Genomic DNA, 5324 nt, shown 5'->3' with positions numbered 1-5324 from the left:
GGCGGATATCCTCGTCCCCGCGAACTGCGACATGAGCAAATGGAGCGTCATCGCCTGCGACCAGTTTTCCTCGCAGCCGGGGTACTGGGACGCCCTGGACCGATACGTCGGCGACGCGCCCAGCACGCTGCGGCTGATGCTGCCGGAGGCGTACCTGAACCAGCGCGACCCGTTCGCCGAGGCGAAGACCATCAACGCGACCATGAGCCGCTACCTCGACGGCAGCGTCTTCCGGACCCTGCCGCACAGCTACGTCTATCTGGAGCGCACGCAGTCGGACGGCAAGGTGCGCCGGGGCATCATGGTCGCCCTGGACCTGGAGGCGTACGACTACGCCGCCGGGTCCGCCTCGCCCATCCGCGCCACAGAGGGCACGGTGGAGGAGCGCCTGCCGCCGCGCGTGAGGGTGCGCCGGGACGCACCGCTGGAGATGCCGCACATCATGGTGCTGATGGACGACAGGCGAAACGGCGTGCTGGGCTCCCTGGACGCCGGAAAGTCGGCGCTCCCGCCCGTGTACGATTTCGACCTCAACTGCGGGGGCGGCCACCTGCGCGGCTGGCAGGTGACCGGGGGCGACGCGGCCGCGCTGGAGCGGGAGATGGACGCCTATACCCAGGAGATACGCGAGCGGTACGAGGGAACGGCCCCGGCGATGTTCGCCATCGGGGACGGCAACCACAGCCTTGCCGCGGCGAAGAACTGCTGGGAGGAGATCAAAAAGGCCGGGCTCCCGCCCGAGCGGCTCGAGGGGCATCCGGCCCGCTTCAGCCTGGTGGAGCTGGTGAACATTCATGACGACGCCATCGGCTTCGAGCCGATCCACAAGGTGCTGTTCGGCACCGACGCGGGGACCTTCATCGACGCGGCCAGGGCCTTCTGGGCCGAGCGCAGCCGTTCGTCGGGCGCAGGACACACGCTTCGGCTGGTCGCCGGCGGACGGGAGGAGCGCGTTGCGGTCAACGGCCTGACCATCGGACAGCTCATCGGCGCCGCGGAGGAGTTCAGTCAGGGCTACATCGCCGCCCACGGCGGCCAGGTGGACTACATCCACAACGACGATACGGCGCTGGAGATGGCCGGCCGCTCCGGCGGCGCGGCGACGCTGCTGCCCCGAATGGAGAAGGACGAGCTCTTCCCGTCCATCATCCGTTCCGGGCCGTTCCCCAAAAAGAGCTTCTCCATCGGCCATGCCGAGGACAAGCGCTATTACCTGGAGTGCCGGAGGATTCAGGAAAGCTGATTCATGCCCTCCATATCGGGGTTCCCGCAGGCACGGGACCCCGCGGGGATCCCGGTACGGAGGCCGCGCCGGCTTGCCGCGCTTCGATTTTGTTTCGACCTGGGGAGTGATGCTTCGTGTACGAGATCGCATTGATACGCCATGGCGAGAGCGCATGGAACAAGGAGAACCGTTTCACCGGATGGACCGACGTCCCCCTGTCCGAGAAGGGGATCGAGGAGGCCCGGGCCGCGGGGCGGCTTCTGAAACAGGAGGGCTATGCCTTCGACCTGGCCTTCACCTCCGTGCTGAAGCGGGCCATCAAGACCCTGTGGCTCGTGCTGGAGGAGATGGACCGGATGTGGATCCCCATCCGCAACTCCTGGAAGCTGAACGAGCGGCACTACGGCGGGCTCCAGGGTCTGAACAAGGCCGAGACCGCGGCGAAGTACGGCGACGAACAGGTCCGGATATGGCGCCGCAGCTACGACGTCCTTCCTCCCCTGCTGGACAAGGGTGACGAGCGTTACCCGGGCAGGGATCCGCGCTACGCGGGGCTCGGACCGGATGAGGTACCGGCCGGCGAGTGCCTGGCGGACACCGTGGCCCGCGTCGTGCCCTATTGGACGGAGGCCGTCGTCCCGGAGGTCCGGGGCGGGAAAAAGATCATCATCGCCGCCCACGGCAACAGCCTGCGGGCCCTGGTCAAATATCTGGACGACATCTCCGACAAGGACATCCTGGAGCTGAACATCCCCACGGGCGTCCCCCTGATCTACACGCTGGACAAGGACATGAAGCCCCTGGGACACCGTTACCTCGGCGACCCCGAGGCCATCGCCAGGGCCCAGGCCGCCGTGGCCGGGCAGGGAAGGGCGAAATAAGCGCCGGGCGCAAGCCGCTCGGCGGCATCCGCCCGATGCCGTCAAAACAACGCCGTCAAAAAATATCGAAGGAGGCTGTATGGAGATGCATTTTTCCGACCGTATCAAGGCAATGCAGACGTCGCCCATCCGTCGGCTCATCCCCTTTGCCGACGAGGCCAAGAGCAAGGGGAAAAAGGTGTTCCACCTCAACATCGGCCAGCCGGACATCAGGACCCCCGGCGAATACTTCGAGGCCATCCGTAACTTCAAGGTGGAGACCGTCGCCTACGCGACCTCGCAGGGCAACAACGACCTCCGCGACGCCGTCAGCGCCTACTACAAGTCCTGGGACATCCCCTACGAGCGCGACGACATCTACGTCACCAACGGCGGCAGCGAGGCCCTGTGGTTCGCGGTCATGACCATCTGCGACCCCGGAGACGAGCTGCTGGTCCCGGAGCCTTTCTACGCGAACTACAACGCGTTCGCCCAGTCCTCCCTTGCCAGGCTCGTGCCCATCCCCACGAGGGCCGAGGAGGGGTTCCACCTTCCCCCCGCCTCCGTCATCGAGAAGCTCGTCACGCCGCGCACGCGCGCGATCTGGATCTCCAACCCCGGCAACCCGACGGGCGCCGTCTACACGCCCGCCGAGCTGGAGATGCTGGCCGGGCTGGCCAAAAAGCACGACCTCTACCTGATCGCCGACGAGGTCTACCGCGAGTTCACCTACGACGGGGAGAAGTTCACCAGCCTGGGGCACATGAAGGACGTGCTGGACCGCGTGATCATGGTCGACTCCGTGTCCAAGCGCTTCAGTGCCTGCGGGGCGCGCATCGGCACCATCGCGATCAGGAACCGGGACTTCATGGGACAGGTGCTGAAGCTCTGCCAGGGGCGCCTGTGCGTCTCCACGCTGGAGCAGGTCGGCGCGGCCGGGCTCTACAAGACGCCGAAAAAGTACCTGGAGGACGTGAACAAGGAGTACAAGGCCCGGCGGGACACCCTTTACAAGGCCCTGAAGTCCATGGACGGCGTGATCTGCGAGGAGCCGAAGGGCGCGTTCTACGTCATGGTCAAGGCCCCCGTGGACGACGCCGAGAAGTTCATCATCTGGATGCTCCAGAACTTCGACATCAACGGGGAGACGACGATGGCCGCGCCCGGAAACGGGTTCTACACGGCCGCGGACCGCGGCAGGAACGAGATGCGACTGGCCTACGTCCTGAAGAACGAGGACCTGGTCAAGGCCATGACCATCCTGAAGGGTGCGCTTGCCGCTTATCCGGGGCGCGTCGAGGCCATCAGGGCGTAAGAGCCCAACGATTCGGATTTTGCGGGGCACGGGCCGGCAGGGAACGGATAGCGCCGGTCCGTACTTTTTTGGAGGGACCTCATCCAACATGGAATTTCTGAGCGGCATCCCGGCGGGCGGAACCCTGTTCAACGCGCTCGCCATCCTTCTGGGGGGCGCCATCGGCCTTTTTGCCGGCCGTCTCGTCCCGGAGCGCGTCCAGCGCAGCATCTTCCAGTGTCTCGGCCTGTTCTGCCTGTACCTGGGGGCCGACATGGCGCTCAGGATGCAGCACGTCCTGGCCGTCCTGCTGAGCTTCATCCTGGGCACCGCCGCGGGGGAGCTGATGGACCTGGACGTCCGGCTCAACTCCCTGAGCGATCGGCTCAAGGCAAGGCTGCGAATCGGCAGCGAGACCTTCACCGAGGGGTTCGTCACCGCCGCCCTGCTCTTCTGCATCGGCTCGATGGCGATCCTGGGGGCGATAGAGGACGGCGTCCGAGGGAACCCCGGGCTGCTCGTCACCAAGGGGGTCATGGACGGCACCGCCGCCCTGTTTCTGGCCGCCTCGCTCGGCGTCGGCGTGCTCTTCTCGGCCCTGCCCGTCCTGCTCTACCAAGGGGCGCTGACGTTCGCCGCCGGCGGGGCCCAGGCTCTCATCACCCCGGCGATGCTCGCCGACCTCTCAGGCCTGGGCGGGCTCATGATCATGGGGATCGGCCTGAACCTCCTGCGCATCACGGAGGTCCGAACGGGCAACATGCTTCCGGGGCTGATCCTGATCGTCCTCCTCGCGGCACTGCTCTGACCTCGCGCCCGTCCTCGAAACAGGCCCGGGCCACATAGGGAGACGTGGACAAGCTCAGCATCGCCCCGTAATCGACCCCGAAGCGCAGCACGTCTCCCCATCGCGTGACCGCCGGCCGTCCCCCCACGTCCAGAAGCGTGTGGTCGCTCGATCCCCCCAGGACCTCCACGCTCTCGTCCAGGGGCCTCAGCCCCTCCACAGGGAGATCCTGCCGGCCGATCCCCAGGATCGCTCTGAGACGGCGCCCCCGATCCTCGAACGTCTGCACCCTGCCGAAGGCGTCCGGCCCGATCGGCCCCTCGGGCCGGGAGGGCTTCTCCCGGGCCTCGATGACCTGAGCCTCCAGCTCCACAGTGTCCTGCCTCAGCCAGGGGATCGCCCGCTGCCAGGCAACGTCGCCGCCCAGCAGAATGGCCTCCCCCACCCGCAGGTGGTTGACGTCCCGGGGCAGCGTCCCCTCCTCCAGCAGCTTGAGGCTCGAAGTCTCCCCTCCGGAGCAGACCGGGACGGCATACCCCAGCCCGTCCTCCATGAAGCTGCGGGCCGACGCAAGCCTTTCGAGCGCACCGGCCGAGGGCAGCGCCCCCGCGAAGCAGGCGAAATTCGCCCCCACCCCGTGCAGCTTCACGCGCGGACAGCGCTTGAAGGCCCGAACGAACGCCTCCATCTCCTCCTCGAGGATCCCCTCCCGCCGGTCGCCGAGGTCGAACATCAGGAGCGCACGGTGCGTTTTTCCCTGGGCCGCGCACTCCGCCTCCAACGCCTCGACGGCCTCGATCATCGACACGGTCGAGCACGAGGCGGTGCGCACGACCGCCTCCAGCTCGGAGCGCATGGGGATGCGCAGCAGAAACCGATCCACGGCCGGAAAGGCCTCCTCGAGCCGGATCAGGTTGCGGATGCGGCTGTCCGCAAAGGCGTCGCAGCCCCCCTCGAGCATCGCACGCGCCGCGTTCAAGTCGGCCGAGATGCCCTTGGTCACGGCACAGACGGCGATGCCGTGCGCGCGGCACCGCTCTGCCACACGCGCCGCGTTCTCGCGTATGCGGTCCAGGTGGATGCAAAGTCTGGGATAGGCGTCCATGATCTCCCCTCCGCTCCAGGACAAAGTTTGTTCCATTCTACTCTATATAAAAA

At 66.7% G+C, this 5324-nt stretch carries 5 protein-coding genes; 4 read left to right on the top strand and 1 reads right to left on the bottom strand.

Annotated features, from left to right (window positions below; translation table 11 throughout):
- The 4 genes from ABLA28_RS10310 to ABLA28_RS10295 form a co-directional block, all read left to right on the top strand.
- The coding region (locus tag ABLA28_RS10310; protein WP_347713592.1) for a DUF1015 domain-containing protein at positions 1–1243 on the top strand (1243 nt) is incomplete at its 5' end.
- Positions 1244–1359: 116 nt separating this feature from the next.
- A complete protein-coding gene (gpmA, locus tag ABLA28_RS10305) occupies positions 1360–2106 on the top strand; it encodes a 2,3-diphosphoglycerate-dependent phosphoglycerate mutase (RefSeq protein WP_347713591.1) in 747 nt (248 codons plus the stop codon).
- 85 nt (positions 2107–2191) lie between these two features.
- Complete coding sequence (locus ABLA28_RS10300; RefSeq protein ID WP_347713590.1) at positions 2192–3400, top strand: pyridoxal phosphate-dependent aminotransferase; 1209 nt, start codon at positions 2192–2194, stop codon at positions 3398–3400.
- Positions 3401–3488: 88 nt separating this feature from the next.
- Positions 3489–4187 carry a DUF554 domain-containing protein gene (locus ABLA28_RS10295; protein WP_347713589.1) on the top strand — a complete coding sequence of 233 codons (699 nt, stop codon included), beginning with the start codon at positions 3489–3491 and terminating at the stop codon, positions 4185–4187.
- Here ABLA28_RS10295 and ABLA28_RS10290 read toward each other — a convergent pair.
- Complete coding sequence (locus ABLA28_RS10290) at positions 4117–5271, bottom strand: alanine/ornithine racemase family PLP-dependent enzyme (protein WP_347713588.1); 1155 nt, start codon at positions 5269–5271, stop codon at positions 4117–4119. The genes ABLA28_RS10295 and ABLA28_RS10290 overlap by 71 nt on opposite strands.
- Between the last annotated feature and the right edge of the window lie 53 nt (positions 5272–5324).

The organism is uncultured Fretibacterium sp., assembly GCF_963544685.1.
In the GTDB taxonomy this organism is placed as follows: Bacteria; Synergistota; Synergistia; order Synergistales; family Aminobacteriaceae; genus CAJPSE01.
Note: the sequence above shows the minus strand (reverse complement) of the source record. Positions and strands in the feature narration are given on the sequence as shown.

Coding starts and splice junctions, on each gene's coding strand:
- ABLA28_RS10300 (WP_347713590.1), top strand. CDS start 2,192: ATGCATTTTTCCGACCGTATCAAGGCAATGCAGACGTCGCCCATCCGT.
- ABLA28_RS10295 (WP_347713589.1), top strand. CDS start 3,489: ATGGAATTTCTGAGCGGCATCCCGGCGGGCGGAACCCTGTTCAACGCG.
- ABLA28_RS10290 (WP_347713588.1), bottom strand. CDS start 5,271: ATGGACGCCTATCCCAGACTTTGCATCCACCTGGACCGCATACGCGAG.